At 70.7% G+C, this 23,601-nt stretch carries 21 protein-coding genes; 16 read left to right on the top strand and 5 right to left on the bottom strand.

All coding sequences use genetic code 11. The annotated features are described in order from the left end of the window. Window positions 1-100: 100 nt before the first annotated feature. The 5 genes from F8M74_RS00665 to orn are packed head-to-tail and all read left to right on the top strand — an operon-like array spanning window position 101 to window position 3,785. Entirely contained in the window at window positions 101-784 is a 684-nt protein-coding gene (locus F8M74_RS00665; protein ID WP_141253675.1) for a phosphoribosyltransferase, read from the top strand. Between the two features lie 29 nt (window positions 785-813). Then, window positions 814-1,506: a dienelactone hydrolase family protein gene (locus F8M74_RS00660; RefSeq protein WP_141253676.1), complete on the top strand. Its 693-nt coding sequence runs from the start codon at window positions 814-816 to the stop codon at window positions 1,504-1,506. Continuing rightward, window positions 1,503-1,994, top strand: a complete 492-nt coding sequence (locus F8M74_RS00655) for an archease (RefSeq protein WP_141253677.1) — start codon at window positions 1,503-1,505, stop codon at window positions 1,992-1,994. Before F8M74_RS00660 ends, F8M74_RS00655 begins: the two co-directional genes overlap by 4 nt. 3 nt (window positions 1,995-1,997) lie before the next feature. Beyond that, window positions 1,998-3,194, top strand: coding sequence for a bifunctional alpha/beta hydrolase/OsmC family protein (locus tag F8M74_RS00650; protein ID WP_141253678.1), 1,197 nt, complete (start codon window positions 1,998-2,000; stop codon window positions 3,192-3,194). 39 nt (window positions 3,195-3,233) lie between these two features. Then, window positions 3,234-3,785, top strand: coding sequence for an oligoribonuclease (orn, locus tag F8M74_RS00645; protein WP_141253679.1), 552 nt, complete (start codon window positions 3,234-3,236; stop codon window positions 3,783-3,785). Here the strand turns inward: orn and F8M74_RS00640 are convergent. The 3 genes from F8M74_RS00640 to F8M74_RS00630 form a co-directional block, all read right to left on the bottom strand. Next, entirely contained in the window at window positions 3,782-4,150 is a 369-nt protein-coding gene (locus F8M74_RS00640; RefSeq protein ID WP_140796003.1) for a response regulator, read from the bottom strand. The genes orn and F8M74_RS00640 overlap by 4 nt on opposite strands. Then, window positions 4,147-5,691 carry an ATPase domain-containing protein gene (locus tag F8M74_RS00635; RefSeq protein ID WP_141253680.1) on the bottom strand — a complete coding sequence of 515 codons (1,545 nt, stop codon included), beginning with the start codon at window positions 5,689-5,691 and terminating at the stop codon, window positions 4,147-4,149. The genes F8M74_RS00640 and F8M74_RS00635 overlap by 4 nt, the downstream gene beginning before the upstream one ends. Window positions 5,692-5,792: 101 nt before the next feature. Continuing rightward, complete coding sequence (locus F8M74_RS00630; protein WP_141253681.1) at window positions 5,793-7,352, bottom strand: AMP-binding protein; 1,560 nt, start codon at window positions 7,350-7,352, stop codon at window positions 5,793-5,795. A gap of 182 nt (window positions 7,353-7,534) precedes the next feature. On the opposite strand from F8M74_RS00630, the gene F8M74_RS00625 reads away from it, so the two are divergent. The 6 genes from F8M74_RS00625 to F8M74_RS00600 all read left to right on the top strand — a co-directional run bounded on the left by F8M74_RS00625 (window position 7,535) and on the right by F8M74_RS00600 (window position 15,550). After that, a complete protein-coding gene (locus F8M74_RS00625; RefSeq protein ID WP_141253682.1) occupies window positions 7,535-8,779 on the top strand; it encodes an HlyD family secretion protein in 1,245 nt (414 codons plus the stop codon). Then, complete coding sequence (locus F8M74_RS00620) at window positions 8,779-11,211, top strand: ABC transporter permease (RefSeq protein WP_171410224.1); 2,433 nt, start codon at window positions 8,779-8,781, stop codon at window positions 11,209-11,211. The genes F8M74_RS00625 and F8M74_RS00620 overlap by 1 nt, the downstream gene beginning before the upstream one ends. A 57-nt stretch (window positions 11,212-11,268) precedes the next feature. Further along, window positions 11,269-12,030, top strand: coding sequence for an ABC transporter ATP-binding protein (locus F8M74_RS00615; protein ID WP_141253684.1), 762 nt, complete (start codon window positions 11,269-11,271; stop codon window positions 12,028-12,030). A gap of 7 nt (window positions 12,031-12,037) precedes the next feature. Further along, the gene (locus tag F8M74_RS00610; RefSeq protein ID WP_011557063.1) at window positions 12,038-12,715 is read left to right on the top strand and encodes an ABC transporter ATP-binding protein; all 678 of its coding nucleotides are present in this window, start codon (window positions 12,038-12,040) and stop codon (window positions 12,713-12,715) included. A gap of 73 nt (window positions 12,716-12,788) precedes the next feature. Beyond that, complete coding sequence (locus F8M74_RS00605) at window positions 12,789-14,210, top strand: sigma-54 dependent transcriptional regulator (protein ID WP_228559820.1); 1,422 nt, start codon at window positions 12,789-12,791, stop codon at window positions 14,208-14,210. Further along, on the top strand, window positions 14,207-15,550 hold the full coding sequence (locus tag F8M74_RS00600; RefSeq protein ID WP_141253686.1) for a PAS domain-containing sensor histidine kinase: 1,344 nt from the start codon (window positions 14,207-14,209) through the stop codon (window positions 15,548-15,550). The genes F8M74_RS00605 and F8M74_RS00600 overlap by 4 nt, the downstream gene beginning before the upstream one ends. A gap of 3 nt (window positions 15,551-15,553) precedes the next feature. On the opposite strand, the gene F8M74_RS00595 is transcribed toward F8M74_RS00600, so the two are convergent. After that, window positions 15,554-16,081, bottom strand: a complete 528-nt coding sequence (locus F8M74_RS00595; protein ID WP_141253687.1) for a hypothetical protein — start codon at window positions 16,079-16,081, stop codon at window positions 15,554-15,556. Window positions 16,082-16,297: 216 nt separating this feature from the next. Between F8M74_RS00595 and F8M74_RS00590 the strand changes: the two genes are divergently transcribed. After that, entirely contained in the window at window positions 16,298-18,871 is a 2,574-nt protein-coding gene (locus tag F8M74_RS00590; protein ID WP_141253688.1) for a glycoside hydrolase family 15 protein, read from the top strand. A 24-nt stretch (window positions 18,872-18,895) separates the two neighbouring features. On the opposite strand, the gene F8M74_RS00585 is transcribed toward F8M74_RS00590, so the two are convergent. Further along, a complete protein-coding gene (locus F8M74_RS00585) occupies window positions 18,896-20,740 on the bottom strand; it encodes a penicillin-binding transpeptidase domain-containing protein (protein WP_216619920.1) in 1,845 nt (614 codons plus the stop codon). Window positions 20,741-21,044: 304 nt separating this feature from the next. Here F8M74_RS00585 and F8M74_RS00580 point away from each other — a divergent pair, with 304 nt between their 5' ends. From F8M74_RS00580 to F8M74_RS00565, 4 genes are all read left to right on the top strand, one after another. Then, the gene (locus tag F8M74_RS00580; RefSeq protein ID WP_141253690.1) at window positions 21,045-21,539 is read left to right on the top strand and encodes a CinA family protein; all 495 of its coding nucleotides are present in this window, start codon (window positions 21,045-21,047) and stop codon (window positions 21,537-21,539) included. A 72-nt stretch (window positions 21,540-21,611) separates the two neighbouring features. Beyond that, the gene (locus tag F8M74_RS00575; RefSeq protein WP_141253691.1) at window positions 21,612-22,169 is read left to right on the top strand and encodes a DUF6484 domain-containing protein; all 558 of its coding nucleotides are present in this window, start codon (window positions 21,612-21,614) and stop codon (window positions 22,167-22,169) included. 17 nt (window positions 22,170-22,186) lie between these two features. Next, window positions 22,187-22,873: an AHH domain-containing protein gene (locus F8M74_RS00570; protein ID WP_141253692.1), complete on the top strand. Its 687-nt coding sequence runs from the start codon at window positions 22,187-22,189 to the stop codon at window positions 22,871-22,873. A gap of 16 nt (window positions 22,874-22,889) precedes the next feature. Continuing rightward, window positions 22,890-23,492, top strand: a complete 603-nt coding sequence (locus F8M74_RS00565) for a DUF1629 domain-containing protein (protein ID WP_141253693.1) — start codon at window positions 22,890-22,892, stop codon at window positions 23,490-23,492. Window positions 23,493-23,601: the final 109 nt, after the last annotated feature.

Here is a 23,601-nt window from a genome sequence, read left to right as displayed (position 1 = left end):
GCGGTCCCCCCGCGAGCATCCCTCCGGGACGGCCCCCGCATGGCCCTCCGCCGCCAGTCGCGGGCCTCGTGACTTCCTTGTGGGAAGGAGGAAGGACGCAATGCGCTTTCGGGACCGAGCAGATGCGGGCCGCCGGCTGGCGGCGCGGCTGTTGCCCTACCGGGGCGGCGAGGTGCGTGTGCTGGGCCTGGCGCGAGGCGGGCTCCGCGTGGCGTACGAGGTGGCCCACGCGATGGAGGCGCCACTGGACGTCTGGGTCTCCCGCCGCATTGACGTGCCGGGCCGGATGACGGTGCTGGGCGCGGTGTCGGAAGGGGGCGGCATCTACCTGGACCGGGACGCGCTGCGGGGCCTGGGCCTGCCGGAGGTGGAGGCCCGGAGCCTGGCGCGGGCGGAGGCTTCGGAAGTGGACAATCAGGTCCAGCGGCTGCGGGGCACCTCGGAGCCCGCGATGGGTGGCTGCACGGTGCTGCTGGTGGATGACGGGCTGGTGTCGGGCGCCACGGCCATGGCCGCGCTCCAGGTGCTGCGGCGGCAACACCCGGCCCGGTTGGTGCTGGGCGTCCCCGTGGGGACCCCACATGGGCTGGCCCGGGTGCGCCCGGAAGCGGACGCGGTGCATTGCGTGGAGGTGCTGCCCGCGATGCGCGACGTGTCGGAGGCCTACGACGACTTCCGGCCGTTGCCGGACGTGGAGCTGCGGCAGTTGCTCGTGCGCGCCCGGGAGCCCGTGCAACCGCGCGAGGTCCTCGAGTCCACGGACCTGGGCGGCTTCTGGATGTGACGCGAGACAGACAAGGAGGCACGGACGACATGTGGCAGGGAGGAAATACGGATCCGGACGTCCGGGAGGTGCAGGTCCAGGTGGGCGACGTGGTGCTGGGGGGCAGCCTGGGCATCCCGGACGGCGCGCGAGGCCTGGTCATCTTCGCCCATGGCAGCGGCAGCAGCCGCTTCAGTCCCCGCAACCGCGCGGTGGCGCGTGCGCTTCGCGCGCAGGGGCTGGCCACGCTGCTGTTCGACCTGCTGAGCGAAGCGGAGGAGGTGGGGGACTCGCGCACCGGGGAGCTGCGCTTCGACATCCCGTTCCTCGCCCGGCGGTTGGCGGCGGTGACGGAATGGGCGCAGCGGCAGCCGGCGCTGGCCGTGCTGCGCATGGGTTACTTCGGCTCCAGCACTGGCGCCGCGGCGGCGCTCGTCGCGGCGGCCCTGCATCCGGACCTCATCCACGCCGTGGTGTCGCGCGGCGGCCGGCCCGACCTGGCCGGACCGGTGTTGCCCCGCGTGCAGGCGCCCACGCTGCTGCTCGTTGGCGGGCAGGACGTGGGCGTGCTGGAGTTGAACGAGGCGTCACTCGCGCGGATGGAGGGCCTGAAGGGCATCCAAATCATCCCGGGGGCCACGCACCTCTTCGAGGAGCCCGGCGCGCTGGAGCAGGTGGCCCGACAGGCCGCCGCGTGGTTCCTCCGCTTCCTCGGCGGGGTCGGCGCGGAGGCGCGCGCGTGAGTCTGGCGTCGGGACACACCAACGAAGGAGACGTCATGGAGACGGGGCAGGCGTCGGCGGCGCGCGAGGCGATACCTCGGTGGGAGCACCTCACCCGCGGCTCGGAGCGCGTGGTGCGGGGACGGGGGCGCTCGCTGGAAGAGGCCTTCGAGCAGGCCGCGGTGGCGTTGTGCGCGCTGGTGGTGGACCCCGCGCTGGTGGAGGTGCGCGAGGAGGTGGAGTTGGTGTGCGAGGCGACGGCGCCGGAGCGGCTGCTGGCGGACTGGCTGCGCGCCATCGTCCACAAGATGGCGGCGCGCCGCCTGTGTTTCCGGTGCTTCGCGGTGCGCATGGACGGCACGCGCCTCTTCGGCCACGCCTTCGGTGAGCCGTTGGACCGGGAGCGCCACCCCTTCGCGCGAGACGTGCGGGGCGTGTCGCTGGTGGACACGCGTGTGTCCCAGGGCGCGGATGGCCTGTGGACGGCTGAGTGCGAAGTGGAGCTGTGACGCATGGGCGCGCGGGACGTGGCGCTGCGAGGCGCGGAGGGCTCGGTGGTGACGGCGCGGCTGGACCTGCCACCCGGCAGGCCCGTGGCCAGCGCGGTGCGGGTGGGGTGCTTCGCGTGTCTGGGGCCATCACCGGCACCTTCCCGGCTGGCCCATGCGCTGGTGGCCCGCGGCTTCGCGGTGCTGTCGCTGGACTTCACCGCGCCTGCAACTGCCGGGACGCGGCCGGACACGGTGCCCTCGGTGGAGGCGGTGGAGGCCGCGGCGGCGTGGCTTCGGGAGCGCTACCCGCCGGTGCGCCTGCTGGTGGGGCACAGCCTGGGCGGCACGGCGGCGGCCGCGGCGCTGCCCCGGCTTTCGGAGGTGGCCGCGCTGGCGCTGGTGAATGCGCCGGTGGGCGGTGGACCGTTGCTCGAACGGCTGTCTTCCACCGCGCGGGAGGCGGGTGAGGGCGAGCTCGACTTCGGGCCGGGCCGTCTGCGCCTCACGCGCCGCTTCCTCCAGGACATCGGCGAGGCGCACCTGCGGCGGGCGCTGAACGCCTTTCCGGGCGAGCTGCTGGTGCTGCATGCGCCGGCGGACCGGTACGTGCCGATCGAGCACGCCCGGCGGTGGATGGCCATGGCCCGCCGTCCGGCCAGCCTGATGCTGCTGGAGGGCGCGGACCACTTCCTGTCCCACGACGCGGACGCGGGCCATGCCGCCGACGTGCTGGGGGTGTGGGCCGCGCGGCAGGTGACACCGGTGCGGGAGCGTGAGGCGCCCCTGCCCCCGGGCGTGGTGGAGGTCCACGAGGCGGGTGAGGGCCGCTTCGCCCAGGACATCCGCGTGGGGTCGCACCGGCTGCGCTCGGATGAGCCGCTGTCGGTGGGCGGCGAGGACACCGGCCCCACGCCCTACGGACTGCTGACGGCCGCGCTGGGGGCGTGCACCGCGATGACGCTGCGGCTCTATGCGGCGCGCAAGGGCTGGCCGCTGGAGCATGTCCACGTGCGGATGAGCCACGAGAAGGTGCACGCGAAGGCGTGCGAGGAGTGCGAGACGAAGGACGGGAAGATGGACCGGCTGCAGCGCACGGTGAAGCTGGAGGGCCCGCTGACGGACGCGCAGCGCGCGGCGCTGGTGGCCATCGCGGACCGCTGCCCGGTGCACCGGACGCTGGCTTCGGATGTGGATGTCCACACGGACGTGGAGCAATGAGCGCCCCGGGCACACGCACGGGCTGGTAGGGTCCGCCGCATGATTTCGAGTGAGCAGCGCTTCGTGTGGCTGGACCTGGAGATGACCGGGTTGGATCCGGAGACGTGTTCCATCATCGAGGTGGGCGTCATCATCACCGGTCCGGATTTGCGGCCCATCGCGGAGATTGAGCGCGTCATCTGGCAGCCGGAGGAGGTGCTCCTGCGCATGGAGCCCGTCGTCCGGGAGATGCACACCCGCAACGGGCTCCTGGAGAAGGTGCGTGCCTCCAACACCTCGTTGCGCGTGGCGGAGCGGGACGTGATGGCGCTCGTCACCGAGCACTGCGCCCTGGGCGAGGGCATCCTCGCCGGCAACTCCATCCACACCGACCGGCGCTTCCTCATCCGCTACATGCCGCTGCTGGAGCGCTACCTGCACTACCGCATGGTGGATGTGACGAGCCTCAAGGTGTTGACGCGCGCCTGGTATCCGAACCTGGTGGAGCCGCGCAAGCCGCCCAGCGGGCACACCGCCCTGGCGGACGTGCGCGCCAGCATCTCTGAGCTGCAGTACTACCGCGACACCCTCTTCCGCGGGACGCCGGCCTAGGCGTTGGGCTGGGGCTCGACGAGCAGCTCGGCGATGGTGTCGAGCAGCACGTCCAGTTCGAAGGGCTTGGCGAGGAAGCGCGCGCTGGAGCGGCGCTCCTCGTCGGAGATGCGGCCGGCGCTCATCACCACCACGGGGATGCCTCGCAGGCCGGCGTCCTCGCGCATGCGGCGCAGCATCTCCCGGCCGTCCATGACGGGCATCATCAAGTCCAGCAGCACCAGGTCCGGCTTCGCGTCCGCCATGCGGTGCAGGCCTTCGGCGCCGTTGAACGCGGTGTCGATGTCGTAGCCCTCCACGGACAGGATGTCCTGGAGCGCCTCGACGATGGCCAGCTCGTCGTCCACGATGAGAAGCCGCTTCATACGCCACGCCCCCCACGCCGGGACGGCTTGCCGCGCCGGACCGGTTTGCTCCCTGTCTTGCGTTTCGGCTTCCGCGGGGGCGCCGCGTGGGACGGGGCCTGCCCGTTGAAGAGGGCCTCCGCGCTCTCACTGTCCGCCGCGACTTCGATGCCCCGAGGCGTCATGGAGAACAGGCGCTGGGCCGTGTCGTGCTCGCTCTCCCGCGCCTTCAGCACGGAGATCACGCGGTAGTGCCGCGAGCGCAGCGCCACCATCCGCAGCACCAGGACGTTGTCGACGAGCGCCTCCACGTCCAGCCGCGCGTCCGCCTCCGGTGCGGCGAGCGCGCGCGTCTGCTGGAGGACCAGCGAGGTGACGCCCAGGTTGAGCAGTTCGTGCATGAGGGCGGCGAGGAAGCGGGGCGTGCGCTCGGAGTCCGTGAGTTCCTGACAGAAGGACTCCAGTCCGTCCAGCACCAGCCGCTGGATGCCGTGTTGTTTCACCCACCCGAACAGCTCTTCGGCCAGCGCGTCCGGCTGCGTCTCCGCCGCCACGCGGGTCACCAGGTGGACCCGGCCCGCGTCCACAGGTCCGCCCAGCCCCAGCCCCAGCCGCTCCGCCCTGTTGACCAGCCGGGCCGGCGTCTCCACGAAGCCGAGGAGCAGCCCGGGCTCTTGCCGGCGTGCGCCCTCCGCCAGGAAGTGCAGCCCCAGCTGCGTCTTGCCGCTGCCGGGCGGGCCCGCCACCAGCGTGGACGAATCCCGCACCAGGCCGCCGGAGAGCATCTCGTCCAGCGCGGGGATGCCGAAGGTGAGCCGCGCGTCCGTCGAGGGCGTGCGCGTGGGCAGCCGCGTGTGGAGGGCTTCGATGCGGGGATGGATGGACAGGCCGTTGTCGGAAATCTCGAAGCCGTGGCGCCCGGGGATCTGGGGGCCGCCGCGGAACTTCGTCACCTCGGCCAGGCGCACCGACTTCACGCCCACGCGCTCCTGGGCCAGGGCGACGACGCCGTCCACCATGGCGTAGCGTGGGTCGGACGGGTCGCCGCGCTGCCCGGTGAGCAGCAGCGTGGTGCAGCCCGCGAGCGCGTTGTGGACGCAGAGGCCGTGGAGGAACTCCCGGAAGCTCAGCGGGTCCTCGGAGCGCTCCTCCATGGCCACCAGGCCGTCCACCACCAGCACCGTGGCGCCGTGCTCGCGCACCGCGCGGAAGATGAGCTTGCTGAGGCCCGCCAACCCTTCCGCCTTGAGGGCGGCGGAGCCGCTTTCGTAGCTCAGGGCGCGGCCGACCTCTTCCGCGTGGAAGAAGCGCATGCTCCGCAAGTGCAGCATCATCCGCGCGTGGGATTCCCCCAGCACCGTGAGGTAGATGGCACGGCCACCCTGGGCCACGGTGGCGAAGCAGAACTGGTTGCCGAGGATGGTCTTCCCCGTCCCCGGCGCCCCCGTGATGATGTACGTGCCTCCGCGAAGAAAGCCGCCGCGCAGGAGCGCGTCCAGCCCTGGCACGCCGCTGGGAACCCGCGCGTCGGGTTCGTCCGGCCGCTCAGAGGTGTCCGTCACACGATGCTCCTTCCGTCTTGGGCGCGAACCCTAGGCCAGCAAGGTGCCCACGCCATGCAATTGCGCGGCGTCTGTTCGGAACCGTGCGGTGGACGCGCGGCTCATCGCGTGCCAGGTGGCACCAGTGCTGCCCGGAGGAGGTGCTTCTGCACCTTGCCCAACGCATTGCGCGGCAGCGCATCCGTGAAGACGACCTGGCGCGGCTTCTTGAAGCTGGCGAGCCGGTCCTTGCACCAGTCCACCAGGGACTGGGATTCCGGCGGGGTCGCCCCCGGGTGTGGCACCACCACGGCCACCACCTGCTCGCCCAGGTCCGAGTCCGGCAGGCCCAGTACCGCGACCTCCGCGACGCCTGGGTGCATGGCGAGCACCTCCTCCACCTCGCGCGGGTACACGTTGAAGCCGCCGCTGATGATGAGCTCGCGCGCCCGTCCGGTGATGCGCAGGTAGCCGTCCGCGTCCACATCCCCCAGGTCGCCCGTGCGGAACCACCCGTCCGCGTCGAAGGACTCGGCGGTGGCGTCCTGGCGGCGCCAGTACCCGGCGAAGACGTGGGGGCCCCGCACCTCGATTTCGCCCGTCTCGCCGCGCGGCAGCGGCTGGCGCGTGCGCACGTCCACCACGCGGGCCTCCTGGCCGGGGTAGGGGAAGCCCACCGTGCCGGGGCGGCGCTCGCCCTCGTAGGGGTTGGTGGTGTTCATGATGGTCTCCGTCATCCCGTAGCGCTCCAGGATGCGGGCGCCCAGCTCCGCTTCGATGTCCGCGAAGAGCTGGGGACTGAGCGGCGCCGAGCCGGACACCCACAGGCGCAGCGCGCGCGGCTTCACGCGTGACGCGCGGGCCTCCTCCAGCAGGCGGCTGTACATGGTGGGAACGCCGAAGAACATCGTGAGCGAGGCGTCATCGCGCAGCGCGGTCAGGGACTCGGCGGCGTTGAAGCGGCGGCGCAGGTCCACGTTGGCGCCGGTGAACAGCGTGCCGTGCAGGCCCACCATCAGGCCGTGGGTGTGGAACAGCGGCAGGGTGAGCAGCAGCCGGTCCTGCTCCGTCCAGCGCCACGCCTCGGTGACGGCCCGCACGTTGGCCAGCAGGTTGCGGTGCAGCAGCATGGCGCCCTTGGAGCGGCCGGTGGTGCCGGAGGTGTAGCCCAGCACCGCCAGGTCCTCCGGACGTGGCATCACCAGCGGCGCGGTGGCGGAGGTGCCCTCCGCGAGCAGCGTGTCGAAGGGGACCTCCGTGAGCGACTCGGGCAGCGCGGTGGTGGAGCGCTCCACGGTGATGAGCCACTGGAGCGAGGGCAGCTGGGCCCGCAGCGGCACCAGCTCCGCGGCGCCCGCCGCGCCGGTGACGCAGCCGCAGACCTCCGCGTCGGACAGGATGTGGGCCAGCTCCACCTGCCGGTAGGCGGTGTTGACCAACACCACCACGCCGCCCGCGGCCTGCACACCCAGGTAGGCGATGGCGAAGCGGGCGCTGTTCTCCAGGAAGAGCGCCACCCGCTCCCCCGGCTGGAGCCCGCGCTGCTTGAGGCCCCGGGCGAAGGCCATGACGTGCGTGGCGAACTGTCCGTAGGTGAAGCGCTCCTGCTCGAACGTCAGCAGGGGCCGCTCGGGCGCGCGGTGTGCGTGGTCCAGGAACACTTCGAGAAGGGAGGCCGACATGGGCGCGCACCTTAGCGCTGGCGCCCCCGGGGGCCTCCACCCCCTTCCGGTCGCTGTCCGCTTCTGGGACGGCACTTTCCGCAAGTGGGCACGGCCTTCGCGAGGCAGTCCTTCATCCCGAGTAGTTTCAAGGGGTTGACGCGGGAGATGGCCTTGGCACGAGCCTCGCTCTGGGCGGGGGCGTGGACATTCCCAAAGCCAAGAAGCCGCGTCGCAAGCCCTGGGTGATCGCCATCGGTGGAGCCTGCGCGCTCCTGCTGGTGACGGTGGGCCTGTCACGGCTGCGCCCGGCGGCGCCCACGGTGGAGCGGGCCTCGGTGTGGTTGGACACGGTGAAGCGCGGACCCATGGTGCGCCAGGTGAAGGGCGCGGGCACGCTGGTGCCGGAGTACATCCGCTGGCTCACCGCTGACACGGCGGGCCGGGTGGAGCGCATCCACGTGCGGCCTGGGGCCACGGTGACGGCGGACACGCTCCTGTTGGAGCTGTCGAACCCGGACGTGCAGCTCCAGGCCTTGGAGGCCGAGCGTCAGCTGGCCAGCGTGGAGGCCGACCTCATCCAGGTGCGCATGGAGCTGGAGACGCAGCGGCTGGCCCAGGAGGCCATGGTGGCGGCGCTCATCAACGAGTCCGCCGAGGCGGGACGGCGCTCCGACGCGAACGAGGCCCTTCACCAGAAGGCACATATCGGCGACCTGGAGATGCAGCAGGCGCGCGAGAAGGCCGCGGAGCTGAGCCGTCGCCTGGAATTGGAGCGCAAGAAGCTCCAGGTGGTGGCGTCCAGCATGAAGGAGCAGCTCACCGCGCAGCAGGGACAGGTAGAGCGCCTGAAGGCGGTGGCCCGCTTCCGCCGCGCGCAGGTGGAGTCGATGAAGGTGCTCGCGGGTGAGGATGGCGTGCTCCAGGACCTGCCGCTGGAGCTGGGGCAGTGGGTGACGCCGGGCGTGCTGCTGGCGAAGGTGGTGAAGCCGGAGCGGCTGAAGGCGGAGCTGCGCATCGCGGAGACGCAGGCGCGCGACATCCAGCCTGGGCTGAAGGCGTTGGTGGACACCCGCAACGGCGTGGTGGAAGGCCAGGTGGCGCGGGTGGCGCCCGCGGCGAGCCAGGGCACGGTGCGCGTGGAGGTGTCGCTGCCCGCGGAGCTGCCCCGTGGCGCGCGGCCGGATTTGACGGTGGAGGGCACGGTGGAGCTGGAGCGGCTGGGCGACGTGCTGTCCGTGGGGCGCCCGGCTGGCGCGCAGCCCAATGCCACCATGGCTCTCTTCCGCTTGATGCCGGGCAGTGATGAAGCCGTCCGCGTGCCGGTGCAGCTGGGCCGAGGCTCGGTGAACGCGGTGGAGGTGCTGCAGGGCCTTCAAGAAGGTGACCAGGTGGTGTTGTCGGACATGGCCGCGTGGGACGCCGTGGAGCGGGTGCGGCTGCGATGATGGACGCACTTCGCCGTGACGTGCGGTACACGCTGCGCTCGCTGCGCCAGAGCCCCGGCTTCGCGCTGGTGGCGGTGCTCGCGCTGGCGCTGGGGATTGGCGCCAACAGCGCCGTCTTCAGCGTGGTGAACGGGGTGCTCCTCACGCCGCCGCCCTTCTCGGAGCCCGAGCGGGTGGTGCACCTCCAGGGGAATGTCGCGCAGGCCGGGCTCAAGGACATCTCCCTGTCCGTGCCGGAGTACGTCGACCTGGCGACGCTGTCGCGCGCCTTCGAATCGGTGGCGGCCTACCGGGGCGGCAACCTGACGCTCACGGGCAGGGACACCCCCCAGCAGCTCGCCACGGTGGTGGCCACACCGTCCTTCTTCGCCACGCTGGGCATGTCGCCGGTGCTCGGCCGCGCGTTCACGGAGGCGGAGGCCGTCCAGGGGCGTGAGCGGGTGGTGGTGCTCACCGACACGGCGTGGCGCGTGCACTTCGCCCGGGACGCGCAGGTGCTGGGCCAGACGATGCAGCTCGACGGCGAGCCGTACACGGTGGTGGGCGTGTTGCCCGCGGGGGTGGCCTACCCCGCCTGGGCGGAGATGTACGTGCCCTTCGTGCCCACCGAGACACAGCGGCAGGATGACCAGCGCGGCGCCCGGTTCCTGTCGGTGGTGGGGCGGTTGAAGCCCGGCGTGACGCAGGACGCGGCGCGCACGGACCTGGCGCGCGTGGCGCTGGAGATGGAGGAGGCCGTCCCCTCGCGGTACCGGAAGGTGGGTTGGTCCTTCTCGGTGACGTCGCTGGACGAAAAGGTCGTGGGCAACGTGCGCGGCACGCTGTGGCTGCTGCTGGGCGCGGTGGGCTTCGTGCTGCTGGCGGCGTGCAGCAGCGTGGCCAACCTGCTGTTGGCCCGGATGGCGGCGCGCGGACGCGAGGTGTCCATCCGCGCCGCGCTGGGGGCGAGCCGGGGCCGGCTGGTGGCGCAGTTCCTCACTGAGAGCCTGGTGCTGTCCCTGGCGGGCGGGGTGCTGGGGATGCTGCTGGCGTTGTGGGGCACGGACGCGTTGGTGGCGCTGGTGGGAGAGGCGCTGCCTCGCGCGAGCCAGGTGCGGCTGGATGCGCGGCCGCTGGTGTTCACCATGGGCGTGAGCCTCCTCACGGGCGTGCTCTTCGGGCTCGGTCCGGCGCTGCATGGCGGCAGCCGGGAGGACTTGAGCGTCGCCATGCGCGAGGGCAGCCGGGGCACGGAGGGCCATGGTTCGGGCCGGATGCGCGCGGGGCTGGTGGTGGGGCAGGTCGCGGTGGCGCTGGTGCTCCTGGTGGGCGCGGGGCTGTTCACCAAGAGCTTCCTGGCCCTGCGCGCGGTGGACGCGGGCTTCACGCCCGAGGGCGTACTCACGGGCAAGCTCGTGCTGCCCTCCGCGCGCTACCCGGACGCGGCACACAAGGTGGCCTTCCAGCGGGAGCTGTTGGGCCGGCTCCAGTCGCTCCCGGGCGTGGAGGCCGTGGGGGTCACCAACCTGCTGCCGCTGGGAGGGCGCTCGGACAGCAGCTTCGACATCGAGGGACGGCCGCAGGCGCCGGATGAGGTCTGGCCCGCGGTGGAGTTCCGCGCCGTCAGCCCTGGTTACCTGCGCACGCTGCGCGTCACCCCGCGCCAGGGGCACCTCCTGGAGGGAGACGGGACGGAGGGGCCGGACGCGCCCTGGCAGGTGGTCATCAACAAGACCTTCGCGGACCTCTATTGGCCCCAGGGGGATGCGCTGGGCCAGCGGTTGAAGCTGCACTGGGACACGGCGCAGTGGACGACCGTGGTGGGCATCGTGGACGACGTGCGCGAATGGGGCCTGGATACGCCCGCGCGGCCCGCCGCGTACTACCCGGCGGCGAAGGTGCCCACGCCCTTCCTGGCGCTCGCGGTCCGGGCGAAGTCCGGCGGCAGCCCGGAGGCGCTGCGCACCGCCATCGAAGCGGAACTGCGCGCCGTGGATGGCAACCTGGCGTTGTACGCGGTGGCTCCGCTGACGCGGTTGGTGGATGAGTCCATCAGCTCCCGCCAGGTGTCGGCGCTGCTGATGGGCCTGTTCGCGGGCACGGCGTTGCTGCTGGCGGCGCTCGGAATCTCCGGCGTCATTGGCTACTCGGTGGCGCAGCGCACGCGGGAGATGGGCATCCGCATGGCGCTGGGGGCCTCGCGGACCCGCGTGCTGACGCTGGTGCTGGGGCAGGGCCTGCGGCTCACCGCGCTGGGCGTGGTGCTGGGCCTGGGGCTGTCGTTGGGATTGGCGCGGCTGTTGGACGCAATGCTGTATGGGGTGGCGGCGTACGACGGGTGGACATTCGCGGGCGTGGCGTTGCTGCTGGGCACGGTGGCCGTGCTGGCCGCCTGGCTTCCGGCGCGCCGGGCCACGCGCGTGGACCCGGCCATCGCCCTGCGAGCGGAGTAGTCCGATGGAGACTTCAGACATGACCGCGTGGAACGCGGCGGAGCGGGTGGGTCAGCGATGATGACGAACGACACGAAGGCGGCTGCTTCCCCGGAAGGCGCGGTGGCGCAGGAGGACGCGGGCGCGGAGCCCGGCAAGGCGCTCATCCACCTGGACGGACTGACCAAGGTCTTCGAGACCGAGGACGTGGAGACGCACGCGCTCTCCAACATCCACCTCAACGTGCGCAAGGGAGAGTGGGTGGCGATTGTCGGCCCGTCGGGCTCGGGCAAGTCCACCTTGCTGGCGGTGCTGGGGCTGCTGGACACGGCGACGCGCGGGGCCTACCTGTTGGACGGGCGCAGCGTGTTGGACCTGTCCGCGACGGACCGGGCGCTGGTGCGCAACCGGCACATCGGCTTCATCTTCCAGAGCTTCAACCTCATCGGCGACCTGACGGTGTTCGAGAACGTGGAGCTGCCGCTGACGTACCGGGGCATGCCCGCCGCCGAGCGAAAGCAGCGGGTGGAGCGCGCGCTGGAGAAGGTGGGCATGGCGCACCGGGCCCGTCACATGCCGGGGCAGCTCTCCGGTGGTCAGCAGCAGCGCGTGGCGGTGGCGCGCGCGGTGGCGGGCGACCCACTCATCCTCCTGGCGGACGAGCCCACGGGCAACCTGGACTCGAAGAACGGCGAGGCGGTGATGCAGCTCCTGACGGAGCTTCACAAGGGCGGCGCCACCATCTGCATGGTGACGCACGACCCGGCGCACGCGCGCGTGGCCACCCGCACGGTGAGCCTCTTCGACGGCCGCATCGTCCAGGACGAACAGCGCCGCTGAGACGGACATGCCATCTCCGCTCATCTCCCTGAGGAACGTCGAGAAGTCCTACCCCCTGGCTGGCGGCCGAGCCTGGGTGCTGCGCCGCATCGACCTGGACATCCAGCCGGGCGAGTTCGTCACGCTGATGGGGCCTTCGGGCGCGGGCAAGTCCACGCTGCTATCCATCCTGGGCATGCTGGACGTGGACTGGACGGGCGAGTACCTGCTGGATGGCCAGGCGGTACATGCCATGAAGCCCAAGGCGCGCGGGGAGCTTTCCCGGCGCACCATCGGCTTCGTGTTCCAGCAGTACCACCTGCTGGACAACCTGACGGTGGCGGAGAATCTGGAGGTGCCGCTGTCCTACCGCGACCTCAAGCGCGGCGAGCGCGAGGCCCTGGTGGGCGACATGCTGGACCGCTTCCAGCTCGTGGGGAAGAAGGACCTCTTCCCTTCGCAGCTCTCCGGTGGGCAGCAGCAGCTCGTGGGCATCGCCCGGGCGCTCATCGCCAACCCCAAGGTGCTGCTGGCGGACGAGCCCACGGGCAACCTCCATTCGCAGCAGGCGAAGCAAATCATGGAGGTCTTCCAGGGCCTCAACCGGGACGGCACCACCATCATCCAGGTGACGCACTCGGAGGCGAACGCCGCCTACGGCCACCGCGTCATCCAGCTCGCGGATGGTTGGTTGCAGGGCGCCTGAGGTCCCCAGCCGCCTACAACCCGCGCGACCGCCGCCGGTTGTTTCTGGCACATTCCCCCTATTGGTGTCCCCCGTGTCTGAATCCGCCCCCTTCCTCCAGAATCCCCCCAGTGCCGCCGCGCGGCCTCCGTGTGTCCTTGTCGCTGACGACCAGGCGGACGTCCTGGAAGCCCTCCGGCTGCTCCTCAAGCGGGACGGACTCACCGTCGTCACCTCGCAGTCGCCCGCGGGTGCGCTCGCCACGCTGGAGGCCGAGGACGTGGACCTGGTCCTGATGGACCTGAACTACGCGCGCGACACCACCTCCGGGCAGGAGGGCATCGACCTGCTTGGCCGCATCCGCGCGCAGGATGCGTCCCTTCCGGTGGTGGTGATGACGGCGTGGGGCAGCGTGGAGGGTGCGGTGGAGGCCATGCGCGCCGGTGCTCGCGACTATGTGCAGAAGCCCTGGGACAACACGCGCCTGCTGGCCACGCTGCGCACCCAGCTGGAGCTGCGCCGGGCGCTGAAGCGCAGCCGCCGGCTGGAGGAGGAGAACCAGCACCTGCGCCGGGGGCAGGGCAATCAGCTCTCCATGGTGTCCGAGTCGCGGTCCATGCAGCCGGTGAGGCGCCTCATCGAGCGGGTGGCGCCGTCTGGCGCCAACGTGCTGGTGACGGGCGAGCACGGCACGGGCAAGGAGGTGGTGGCGCGGCTGATTCATGGGGGCTCCACGCGCTCGGAGCGGGCCTTCGTCGCGGTCAACTCCGGCGGCCTGTCCGAGGGTGTCTTCGAGAGCGAGTTGTTCGGCCACGTGAAGGGCGCCTTCACGGACGCCAAGGCGGACCGCATCGGCTGTTTCGAGCTGGCGGACGGCGGCACGCTCTTCCTGGACGAGATTGGCAACATGCCGCTGTCGCAGCAGGCCAAGCTGCTGCGCGTGCTCCAGACGGGTGAGCTGCACCCGGTGGGCTCGTCGAAGACGCGGCGGGTAGACGTGCGAGTGGTGAGCGCCACCAACGTGGACCTGTCGCGGGCGGTGACGGAGGGCCGCTTCCGGGAAGATTTGCTGTACCGCCTCAACACGGTGGAGGTGCAGCTGCCGCCCCTGCGCGAGCGTCGCGAGGACATCCCGCTGCTGGCCGCGCACTTCCTGGCCGAACAGGGCCGGCGCTACGGCAGGCCCAACGTCCAGCTGTCCTCGGAGGCGCTGGAGGCCCTGCTGGCCTATGCGTGGCCGGGCAACGTGCGCGAGCTGGAGCACGCGGTGGAGCGCGCGATGCTGATGGCGTCGGGTGACGAGGTGACGCAGGAGGACCTGCTGCTCAAGCGGGCCGGCCGCGAGGGCATGACGCGGCTGGAGGAGATGACGCTGGAGGAGGTGGAGCGCTACCTCATCGAGCGGGCGCTGGCGCGGCACGAAGGCAACGTGAGCGAGGCGGCGAAGGGACTGGGGCTGTCGCGCAGCGCGCTGTACCGGCGGCTCCAGTACTACGGCATCAAGGGCGCTCGGTGAGCGAGGAGCGCCGGCTACCGCCGCATGACCTGCAGGTGCTCGGGCTCGCGTGGCTCGCGGGCCTGCCGGGCTCGGTGGCCGCGCTCGTGCTGGTGTGGTTGGGGGACTTCTCTTCCAAGGTGCAGTGGACGCTGACCTCCCTGGTGGTGGGCACCTTCCTGGGCGTGGGCCTGCTGGTGCGCGAACGGGTGATGCGGCCGCTGCACGCGGTGGCCAATCTGCTGGCCGCGCTGCGCGAAGGGGACTACTCCGTGCGCGGCCGGGGCGCGCGGGCGGGGGATGCGCTGGGCGAGGTGCTGCTGGAGGTGAACGCGCTGGGGGACACCCTGCGTGAGCAGCGGCTGGGAGTGCTGGAAGCGGGCGCGCTCCTGGAGCAGGTGATGGAGGAGATTGACGTCGGCGTGCTGGCCTTCGACGTGGCGGGCACGCTGCGGCTGGTGAACCGCGCGGGCGAGCGGCTGCTGGGCGCGTCACGCTCGCAGTTGGTGGGCAAGGGCGCCGGAGCCCTGGGCCTGACGGACCTGCTGGAGGGCGACGTGCCTCGCAGGCTGACGCGCTCCTTCGCGGAGGAGGGCGGCCCCTACGAGCTGCGGCGAGGCTCCTTCCGGCAGGGCGGCCTTCCGCACCAGTTGGTGGTGCTCGCGGACCTGCGGCTGGCATTGCGTGAGCAAGAGCGCGAAGCCTGGCAACGGCTGGTGCGGGTGTTGAGCCACGAAATCAACAACTCGCTGGCGCCCATCGGCTCCATCGCGGAGGCGCTGCGCGACACGTTGCTCATGGCGCCGCGCCCGTCCGACTGGGAAGAGGACGCGAAGAGCGGACTGGGCATCGTCGCCCGTCGCTCCCAATCACTGGCGCGCTTCATGTCCGCCTACGCCAGCCTCGCGCGGTTGCCGCCTCCGACGCCAGGCGCCGTGGAGGTGGACGCGTGGGTGCGCCGGGTGGCCGCGCTGGAGAAGCGCCGGAAGGTGGGCGTGCGCGCGGGCCCCGGATTGGTGCTGCGGGGCGACGTGGACCAGTTGGAGCAGTTGCTCATCAACCTGGTGCGCAACGCGGTGGACGCGGTGCTGTCCGCTCCGGAGACCGGAGGGGACGTCTGGGTGTCATGGGCCGTGCTGTCGCCGGGCGCAGTGGAGGTCTGGGTGGAGGACGAGGGCCCCGGCATGACGGACACGGGCAACCTCTTCGTGCCCTTCTTCACCACCAAGCCCCAGGGCAGCGGCATCGGCCTGGCGCTCAGCCGGCAAATCGCGGAGGCCCACGGGGGCAGCCTGCGCCTGGAGAACCGCCCCGAGGGCAAGGGCTGCCGCGCGCGCTTGAAGCTGCCTCAGGGCGCGTGAGTCTCAGGCCACCTGTGCGCGCGTCGTCGTTGGAGGCGCGTCGTACTCGGGCGTGAGGTCCACCACGTCGTTGGTGAGCAGGTGGTAGACGATGCAGTTGCTCACCCAGAAGAACAGGGCGCTGTAGTGGACGTAGACGAGCGGTGAGCCGGGCCACACCTGGAGCGGATGGTTGAAGACATTGGCCGCGACGTAGCCGCCCACCCATTCGCCCACCCAGCACACCACGGCGCCAATGGCCAGCCGCGGCCAGACCGTCACTCGGCGCGGGTAGAACCAGAAGAAGTGCAGGCTCCACAGGAGCGCCACGCAGCCGGCCCACAGGATGAGGCTCCCGAAGGAGAACCAGTGGTACGGCGACTTGGGGAACACCCAACCCCAGTCTCCATTCATCCACCGCCAGGCCACGTTCTGCGCCAGCTCCATGAACCAGAAGAGCGGGGCGACGTAGAGCACCTGCGTCAGCAGGACGCGAAGGAAGGTGCCGCAGTTCTGCCAGGTCAGCCTCGCGGGCCGGGCGAGCGAAGTCATGAGGTCCCCTGCGGCGGTGGGTCGTCCGGTGCCGCGTCACCAGTCAGTACGTGATGAGTCCCATTTCTTGGGGGGAGGGTGGCGACAGGTGGTTGCGCGGAGGCGCCAGAGTCCCGGCTGAAACCCCTTTTGAAACAGCCTTTTCCGGGAAGGTCAGCAAGAGAGGTGGTTTCGCACCCGTTGGCCTGAGACGGGAAGGGTCCCAGAATCCGCCGGATGATTCCCACCCCCCGCCGGTATCACCGGCTTGGTCAGCCGCCCGTGCTGCTCCTCGCGCTGCTGTGCACCGTGGGCGCCGGTGCCCGCGCGGAAGTCCCCATCCAGCGCTCCTTCCTGCGCCTGCCGTCGTCCAACGGGCATGGCGCGGTGATGTTGGACGTGGAGCAGCGCAAGGTGACGCACTTCCGCGAGCACCTGTTCGCCACCGAGGAGCCCGTCATCGACGCGGCGGGCAATGACGTCTTCGAGAATGGCCAGCCGAAGGTGATTCACGCCCGCGACCTGCTCTTCGACGCGTTCTTCGGGCTGCGCTCCGGGGGTACGCAGCGCTGGCTCAGCACGCAGGAGGCGGACCGGGACGCCAGCGGCTACGCGGCGTGGGCGCCGGAGAAGACGGGCGGTACGGGGCTGGGCGCGCTGGTGCAGCGGGTGGGAACGCTGGAGGCGACGACGTTCGTCTTCGCGCCGCAGGGCCTGCCGCACGCGTCCTTCGTCATGGCGCTGCGCGTGCGCAACACCGGCGCGTCGGCCGTCACTGGCGTGAGTGCCTTCTCACTCCACAACTTCCACCTGGGCTTCGGCCGTCCGGGCGTGATGGCGGACCTGGATGAGAATGGCGAGACGGTGGAGCTGAGCGGCAACGACTTCGTGGAGAAGGGCTTCGCGGGTGTGTTGGTGGCGCGGCCGCTGGGCACGGTGGCCCGGAAGTCGGCGTGGCTGTCCACGACGACGGGCTCGCAGAACGCCTACTCGGTGGTGAATGGGGGCGGCGGGCAGGACCTGCGGGACTTCACGGCGCAGCCCTCGGCGGGCACGGGCTGGGCGACGGCGTACCAGTTCAACCTGGGGGACATCCCGGCGGGCGCGGAGCGGTGGGTGGGCGTGGCCTTCGCGCACCACGGTGACCCCGCGGCCGGGGCCACGGTGCGGCAGTGGCTGACGGAGTACGCGGGCGCGTCCGGCGCCCAGGCGCTGGTGGACGCGGAAGTGGCGCGGTGGGCGGCATTCCAGACGGACACGGTGAAGGTGCCGGCGGGCATGTCGGCGGACGAGGAGTCCCTGCTGCGGCACTCGGCGGTGGTGCTGCACATGGCGCAGGTGCGTTCGCGCGACGTGTACCTGCGCGAGTTCCTGTCGCGGGATGGCGAGCCGCGCCGCACGCGCTTCAAGGCGCCCGGCGGAACGCCGGCGTCGCTGCCTGGCGTGGTTCGCCACGCGGGCTACGGCGCGGTGCTGGCGAGCCTGCCGCCCGGGCAGTGGACGTACGCCTGGATTCGGGACGGGGCCTACGCGGTGGCGGCCATGGCCACGTTGGGCATGCAGAGCGATGCCCGCGACGCGCTGTCCTACTACCTCAACGCGGACAGTGGCCGCTTCCAGCACTGGCGTGAGCTGGAGCCGTATTCGATGCCGCCGTACATCATCACCCTCACGCGCTACCACGGCTTCGGCGTGGAGGAGACGGACTTCAACGAGGCGGGGCCGAACATCGAGTTCGACGGCTTCGGTCTCTTCCTGTGGGCGCTGCGGCACTACGAGCGGACGACGGGCGACACCACGCTGGTGGACCAGACCTGGCCCACGGTGTCCACGAAGGTGGGGGACGCGCTGGTGGCGCTCATCAACCCGGTGACGGGGCTCATTCGTCCGGACTCGTCCATCTGGGAGACGCACTGGAAAGGGCGGCAGCGGTCGTGGACGTACACCAGCCTCACGGCGGCGCGCGGCCTGTGTGACGCGGCGGAGCTGGCGCAGCGGGTGGGTGACACGGAGCGCGCGCAGCGCTACCGGCAGGCGGGCGAGTCCTTGCGCCGGGCGATGGCGGAGACGCTGACGGACAGCAACTTCGCGCTGGCCTCGAACCTGGAGGAACTGAGGAAGGGCAGGGGCTATTGGGACGCGGCGGTGTTCGACGCGTTCGCCTTCGAGCTGTTCGACCCGGCGGGGAAGATTGCCCAGGCGACCTATCATGGACTGGACCTGCGCCTGTCCTCACCGGCGGGTGCGGGCTGGCAGCGCAACGATGACCGGTATGACCACCCGGATGGCGCGGACATGAGCCCTTGGGGCGGCGAGTACGACAGCGCGGAGTGGGTCATCGTCAGCCTGCGCGGCGCGGTGGCCAAGCGCATGGGCGGCGATGTGGCGCGTGCCGACCGCGTGCTGAAGTGGGTGACGGACCAGTCGCTGAAGAACTACCTGGCCGTGGCGGAGACGTATGACGAGCTGAACGGCACGTATAAGTACAACACGCCCATGGCGGGCTTCGGCGCGGGCGCCTATGCACTGGCGCTGGACCACCGCGCGGCCGGCGTGAGCGACCCGGCGTGTGGCGCGTACTTCGATGAGAGCACGCTGACGAAGCAGCCGGACGCGGGCACGGGCACGCTGGACGCGGGCACTCAGCAACCGGACGCGGGGCCGCAGGCGCCCGATGCGGGTACTCCGCCGGATAGCGGCGCGGACGTGGGCGGTGGCGGCTGCAACGCGACGGGGCCGGGCGCGGTGGCGCTGTGGGTGGTGTTGGCGTTCGCGGGCCTGGCCGTGGCGCTGCGTCGTCGCGGAGCCTGAGCAGAGAGGGGCTCTCCGGGCGCGTTACAGCGCACCAGCGAACTTCGCGGCGATGGGCGCGGCGACGCGCCCGCCCACGCCGCCGCCTTCCACCAGGACGGCGAATCCCACGCCCTTTCGAAACCCGATGAACCACGCATGCGTGGGCAGCGGCGCGACGGTGCCGAACTCGGCGGTGCCTGTCTTTCCGCCGAGCCCAGAGACCTGCCGCCCCGCCTTTCCGGAGCCTTCCATCACGACGGCGCGCATCAGCGCGGACAGCGGCGCCCGGACGCCGTTCGAGAGCAGGCTGCTCGGTCCGCCGTCCAGCCCTTCGACAAGATAGGGCGCGCGCCACTCGCCGGACTCCGCCGCCGCGGCGACCGAGGCCATATGCAACGGCGTTGCGAGCACCCGTCCCTGACCGATGGCGGCTGCCGCCAACTCAATGGCATCCGCGGGCGTGGGGAATGATGCACCGGCGGAAGTCAGCCCGGGGAAGTAGGGCACATCGAAGCCGAACCGGCGAGCCGCGGCACTTAGCGCATCACCGCCGAGCTCCGTCGCGAGCGTCACGAACGCGGTGTTGCACGAGTGGGCGAACACCTGTCGCAGCGTGGTGTCACCCAGGGACTCTCCCTCGAAGTTCCGGAAGGGCTTGGTGCGCACCATCGTCATCGGCGGGCACGCGACAGGGGAATCCACCCGCATGCCTCGGGCGAGCAGCGCCTCCGTGGTGACGACCTTGAACGTGGATCCGGGCGGGTAGCGGCCGGTGAGGGCACGGTGCAGCGGCTGCGAGAGCGGCCGGCTGGCGACGGCGAGGATGGCCCCCGTGGCGCTGTCCACGGCGACGAGGGCCGCGGGGTGGGCCACACCGTCGAGCGCGGCCTCCGCGGCGGCCTGGACCTCGCGGCGCAGCGTGGTGGACAGGGGCGCTCCCGGCTCACCCTCGAAGTGGAAGAGGACCTGCGGCTTGCCCAAGGGGCGCATGAGCAGGACATCGCCGGAGGGGCTGCCCGCGAGCTGGACCTCGTATGCCCGCTCCAGGCCGGACAGGCCCACGAGGTCTCCAGGTAGATAGGTGGGGCCCACCTGGGGCAGCAACTCGGCAGTCACCTCGCCAATGCGGCCCAGGGTGTGTGCCGCGAAGCCGTCCGCCGGGGTGCGGGCGCTCTTTCGGCGGAAGAAGATGCCGGGCACGGGGGCCAGCGCCGGGCGGGCCTGTTGGTATCGCTCGGGGGGCAGGTCGATGATGGGCACGAAGCGGCTCGTCGCCGTGCCCGCCGCGCTCAGCGCCACATCGAACTGTGCGGTGCTCACGCCGGCATGTGCCTGGAGCGCCGCCGCCACGTCCGCGCGGCTCCGGACGCGGGTGGGGTCGACGCCGATGGTGATGACCTCACCGTGTAGGGTGAGTGGCGTTCCCTGCGCATCGAGGATGTCGGCCCGCTGCGGGGCCGTGCGGGTGCGGGAGAAGAGGTCACCCTCGCGGGCCTCGGGGTGCAGCGTGGCGGGAGTCCATTGGACGCGCCATTGACCTTGGTGACGGACGAAGCGCAGCGCTCCTTCCAGCTCCCATTCCCCGAGCCCGCGCAGCAGGTGCACGGCGCGGTAGGTGGCCACCCTGGCGTCGCCATCGCGCTGGAACGGTCCGAGCTCGAACTGGGAGGAGACGATGCGCAGCCCGTCGCGGAACTGCTGGTGCATCACCTCGAAGTACGCGGGCGGGTTGACGACGGCGCGCCGCATGGAGGCGACATCCCCCGCGGCCCAGGCGCGCAGATAGGTCTCCGCCTCGGCGACCGGGCCCGTGACGACGGGTTCGGGGACTGGCACGGGGGCAGGGACCACCGGCCTGGACGCACAGGCCGCCAGGAATGCGGCCATCAGGGCCAGGACTCCAACCTTCCACGCTCGCCAGGACACGGGCGGCACTCTGTTGCGCACGGGCGCGGATGGGTCAAGGAATCCGCCGTCGAGGGCACCCGGAGTGCGGCCAGGGTATGTCGGTCAAGGGACTGCGCGACCGTGGACGGTGTCTCCGCCTTGGTGCGCCCACCGGGCCCCACGTTCGGCTGCTACGGTGGCCTCGGACGCGGCGCGGCGACCCGAGCGAGGACTCGGCCGGGAACGCACGGCGCGACCGTCCTTGGGCGTGCAGGTCCGCCGCGGATGCGATGGAGTGGGGCGCATGACGGAAGCATCCCTGGAGGACTTGGCGCGGCAGGCGCTGGAGCGGTGTCGCGCGGCGGGCGTTCGCCTGGCGTTGGTGGAGGCCTGCACAGGAGGGCTGCTGGGCGCGACGTTGACGGAGGTGCCCGGCGCCTCCGCGGTGGTCGAGCGTGGCTTCATTCCCTACTCGTATGAGTCCAAGGTGGAGCAGCTCGGCGTGCCGCTGGCGTTGCTGCAAGCGCATGGCTCCGTCAGCGCCGAGGCCGTGGAGGCCATGGCCCACGGTGCCCTGGCGCGCTCCACGGCGGACTGGGTGCTGGTGGAGACAGGCATCGCGGGGCCCGGAGGCGGCACGCCGCAGAAGCCCGTGGGTCTGGCCTACCTCGCAGTGCTGCAGCGGGGTGGACAGGCCACGGTGGAGCGGCACGTCTTTCCCGGGGACAGAGCGGAGGTCCGGCGCGCAATCGTGGGCCGGAGCCTGGCGCTGTTGGTGGAGTGGTTGGGAAGGGCCTGATATCGTTCAGGTCCGCCGTCTCCTTGGGGCGAAGGTCGCACTGTACGGCACGACGTCGGATTGAGGGGGCCCATGGCCTCGGATGATGATGGCGCCAAGCCCGAGAAGACGCTCCACGCTGCTCACCGGGAGCCCATCACCGGGGCGCGTGTTGGCAGGCTCATGGGGGTGAATTCGGAGGGGCTGGCGCTGGTGGACTTCGCGGGCAATCCGACGTCCATGCCGGTCGCGGCCCGGAGCTTCGTCTCGCTCGGGGCTGATCAGTTGCGGTCGGCGGTGGAAGAGCGCCGGGAGGTCGTGCTGCTGTTCGAGGACGGTGACCCCGCACGTCCGCTGCTGGTCGCGCTGGCTCAAGCCCCCAGCGCTCCTTCGCTGCTGGAGCAGTTGCTCGAGGTGGCGAGCCGTCCCGAGGCCGCTGCTGGCGCTCCGGCGCCCTCTGTGCCGGAGGCGAAGGACACCCCGAAGGAGGACCGGTTGGTGCTCGGCGCCGAGAAGGAAATCGTGTTGCGTGTAGGCGAGGCAAGCATCACGCTGCGCCGGGACGGCACCATCCTTCTTCGAGGGGTTCGAGTGGAGAGCCGGGCCTCGGGGCTCCAGCTCATTCGCGGTGGTAAGATTGAGTTGAACTGAGTCCCACGGGGGCACGCATGGCGAAGGCAGATCATCTCGCTGGAATGGGCAAGCTGAAGGCCCGGCTCAGGCGTTCGCGTGACTATCGGGATAAAGGCCACAAGCACATCAAGGGCAATGGTGGCCGGAACAAGATCTACGCGGACCTCGAGACCATCCAGGGGGTGCTCCAGGCGCGAGGCACCCGTGTGCGCGGGGACAAGCGCATCAAGCCAGGCAGCCTGACGCATGCGCGCCGGTACACCTTCGTCCACGGCCAGAACTTCAAGATTGGCCAGTCCCCGTACATCAACCAGGCACACCATCTGCTTCCGGAGGAGGCCTTCTCCGACAAGAACTTCACCAGTGACCAGATGCGGATGCTTCGGGGCGTGGACTACAACATCAACAACGGGGAGAACATCATCTTCCTCCCCGCGGTGGCGCGCGACTCAGAGTTCCACCGCTTGCCCCACCACATGGGGAGTCATCCGGCCTATTCCAGACTGGTGAGTGACGATATGCGCCGCGTCCGCAACTTGCTGGATAACGCGCTGGCCAAGGACAAGAAGCACAAGGAGTGGAATCCTCCGGAAGACGTCAAGACTGAGTTGATGGACTTCCAGTTGGATTACTGGGACATGGTGTCCACAGCAGGCCCCATCAACATCAACTTGTTCACGAAGCCCGCTCCGAAGAAGCGGGGCTTGGCGAAGAAGCGCTGAAGTGGAGCGGATTGCCGTGAGCTACTACCCTTGGGTGGATGACGACGAGGATGAGTCCTTCGCGTGGCTGGACTCTTCCCGCAAGGAAGAGCTGGATGGGCGCGGTTACCTCCTCACGGAGGGGGTCCGCTGTGAGGAATGGTTCCCGAAGGGCCTTGTCTTCGACTTGTCGAAAGAGGGGGGCAGCACGCTGACGGACAGCATCCCGAACACGTTCGGAATGCTGGTGGTCTCCGAAAAGCTCAAGGGCATCCTGGAGCAGGAGACGCCGGCGGATTCCATCGAATACCTGCCCATTCGTCTCCGGACACCCCGCAAGAAAGTCCTGACCACGCCCTATTACATTGCCAACGTGCTGGGGACGGTCGCGTGCATGGACGCGAAGAAGTCCGACTTCAGCATGAGTTCCATCGTCAAGACGCAGGTGCGGCGTTTTCGGCGGTTGGCCCTCAACGAGAAGAAGATCCCCAAGGACGTGAAGATCTTCAGGCTCGCGGAGCAGACCAGTCTCATCCTGGTTCGTGAAGACCTGGGGCAGCGAATCGTGGACGAGGATTGCCTGGGCGTGTTGTTCCAGGAACTGGAGGACTTCGGCTCCGAGTTCCGCGGGCGAGCCTGAGCCGTGCATTCACCTTGAGGTTGGAGCTGTCTCCTCCCCTCGGGGGCCAGCGACACGGACTCCCACTGGTTGTCCCACCGCGCGTGGGGAGTCATCAGCTCCGAAGAAG

It is taken from the genome of Myxococcus sp. CA023 (assembly GCF_010998615.1).
Taxonomy (GTDB): domain Bacteria; phylum Myxococcota; class Myxococcia; order Myxococcales; family Myxococcaceae; genus Myxococcus.
This window is presented reverse-complemented; position numbering and strand designations above follow the sequence as displayed.